The organism is Wenyingzhuangia gilva (assembly GCF_030519655.1).
Classification (GTDB): domain Bacteria; phylum Bacteroidota; class Bacteroidia; order Flavobacteriales; family Flavobacteriaceae; genus Wenyingzhuangia; species Wenyingzhuangia gilva.
Genome location: NZ_JAUMIT010000029.1, coordinates 1 through 2769, shown reverse-complemented (window position 1 = coordinate 2769; position 2769 = coordinate 1). Strand labels below are relative to the sequence as shown.

Sequence of the window (2769 nt, the reverse complement as noted above, 5' to 3'; positions counted from 1 at the left end):
TTGATTTGGCTTTGTGAAATCAAAGAAACAAATCCAAACAAAAAGCTTCGGCTTAGTACGTGTTCGAAAATCTGGCCGATTTTCAACCCCGCACAAAGCCTAGCCAAAACCGTTGGCTTTAATAGGAAATTTCGGTCGAAATTTCCGCAGATAAATTAATTCTTAACTTTTCTTGAAGCATTCTGAAACCAATTTTAACGCAAAAATTAAAGTCTGAAACTTTTCTATAAACTGATAATTTATTGACTTTTTTAAAGAAAATTATTTGTTAAAAAATCTACTTTTTTGTGACTGAAAATTATTGACTTTTCTCCGTGCGTAAGAAAATAACTTGCTGAATTATGCGTAAAAAATGAATAATTTATCATCATAATTCTTTGAAAAACTATTATTTAAAACAAAACAAATGTTACAAAAGTTACGTGCTGAACTGTACGCTAAAATTGTTTTATTGATACTTTTCTTTAACCGATAAATATTTACAAGCAAAACGTTGAATTTTATCGTAACAACGCGATTTGAAAAGTAGTTACGCTGAAAAAAATAAGGATTAGTACTTTTTCAATCTAAACATTTTCGTGTCTGAAAAACTACTAAAGCCAACAACAGCTAAAAAACAAAGCTAATTTATGCTTTCTCTAAGTTGGTTTTCTTTTTATTTTCTGTAGTTTTAAGTCTGAAAATTAATCGGCTAGTCTAACGCTTCGTTTCCTAGCTAAAACCGTTGGGCACAATAAAAAAAATCACCGAAAAATAGAATATTCTAAGAATTGAATCTATCTTTGATAATATCAAATGATAGCATCAAGATGAAACCACCTTACGATATTACTCCTAAAATTTTAAAATTAATCACTTCTATATCTGAAAAAATAGGGGAAATTAATGCAACTTTTTTAGACAAACCCTCTCCTACTCTTAGAAAACAGAATAAAATTAAAACGATTCATTCTTCTTTGAAAATTGAAGGTAATACACTTACTGAAGAACAAATAACTTCATTACTTGAAAATAAACGAGTTATTGGCCCTAAGAAAGATGTTTTAGAAGTATTAAATGCTATTGAGATTTATGAGAATATAGAGAAATATAATCCTCTATCTGAAAAATCATTTTTAAAGGCTCACAGCGTTTTAATGAATGAATTGATAGAAACGCCTGGTAAATATAGAAAACAAGGCGTAGGAATCGTAAAAGGCTCAAAAGTAGAACACCTTGCCCCTCCTCATGAAAATGTTCCTTTCTTAATGAAAGATTTATTTGAATATTTGAAAACAGACGAAATTGAATTAATTAAAAGCTGTGTGTTTCATTATGAAATGGAGTTCATACATCCTTTTTTAGATGGTAACGGAAGAATGGGAAGATTATGGCAAACTTTAATTCTAATTGAAAAATATCCAGTTTTTGAATACATACCATTTGAAACATTAATAAGTAAAAATCAAGAAGAATATTATAAAGTACTCGCTTTATGTGACAAAACAGGAAAATCAACTTTCTTCATTGAATACATGCTTTCAATAATTGATAGTTCTTTAAATGAGTTATTAAATTATAACAACAGAAATTTTAATACTGAACAAAGACTTGAATATTTTAAAACTTTAGAATTTGAAGAATTTTCAAGAAAAGATTATATGGATACATTTAAAGACATATCTTCTTCCACAGCAAGTAGAGATCTAAAAAAAGGAATTGAGTTAGGAATTTTAATTAAAATAGGAGAATTAAATAAAACTCGATACAAAATTACTGTGCCCAACAACGGCTAAACTTCATGCGGGTTTTGTGCTTACTTCAAAGTTTTGTTTATATTTACTAAGTCGCCAAATCTTGTTGATTTGGCTTTGTGAAATCAAAAGAAACAAATCCAAACAAAAAGCTTCGGCTTAGTTGCGTGTTCGAAAATCTTGGCGATTTTCTTCCCGCACAAAGCCTAGCCAAAACCGTTAGCTTTAATTTTGAAAAAAATGAAAAAAATAATATTGTTTTTATTTATTATAAGTTATTTCAACTCTTATTGTCAAAAAAACAACTCTAATATTTTTATTGAATTAGGTGGTAATGCTATTACTTATTCAGTGAATTATGAAAAAATTATTAAACAAATAAAAAATCATAATCTAGCTATTCGAATTGGTGGTTCATATTTTAAAAAAAAAGGACAAAATAATATAATTGGAATACCCATAGGAGTCAATTTAATAACTAACAACAACAAAAATCATCACTTAGATTTAGGAGCTGGAGTTTCTTATTCGAAAGGTTTTATACAAAGTGGCACTGTCAATAATAATGAATGGGATTCTTATGAAGAATTATTTTTTATACCTTCAATAGGTTATAGATACGATAAATTGAAAAAAGGAATAAACTTTAGAATTGCCTATACTCCACTTATAAGTATAAAAATATTAGATGACATTGATCGAGTAATTAGCGAAAATTTTAAGTATTCGCACTTTGGAATAATGGTTGGTTATCGATTTTAAAAAACAAAAGCTAACACCGGCTAAACTTCATGCGGGTTTAGTTCTAAATCAAAGTTTTGTGTATATTTACTAAGTCGCCAAATCTTGTTGATTTGGCTTTGTGAAAACAAAGAAACAAAACCAAACAAAAAGCTTCGGCTTAGTACGTGTCCGAAAATCTGGCCGATTTTCTTCCCGCACAAAGCCTAGCCAAAACCATTACCTGCAATTAAACCAACTGTAAAATCCTGAAATAGGTTGACTAAAAATTCATCAATAATTAGTCACTTATGGA

General features: G+C 28.7%; 2 protein-coding genes. Both read left to right on the top strand.

Translation table 11 applies throughout. The features are described 5' to 3' along the window. Window positions 1-809 precede the first annotated feature (809 nt). The gene (locus QVZ41_RS14505; protein WP_302885366.1) at window positions 810-1775 is read left to right on the top strand and encodes a Fic family protein; all 966 of its coding nucleotides are present in this window, start codon (window positions 810-812) and stop codon (window positions 1773-1775) included. Window positions 1776-1973: 198 nt separating this feature from the next. Then, window positions 1974-2495 (top strand): hypothetical protein, encoded by a 522-nt coding sequence (locus QVZ41_RS14500; protein ID WP_302885365.1) that lies wholly within the window; start codon window positions 1974-1976, stop codon window positions 2493-2495. The last annotated feature ends 274 nt before the right edge of the window (window positions 2496-2769 follow it).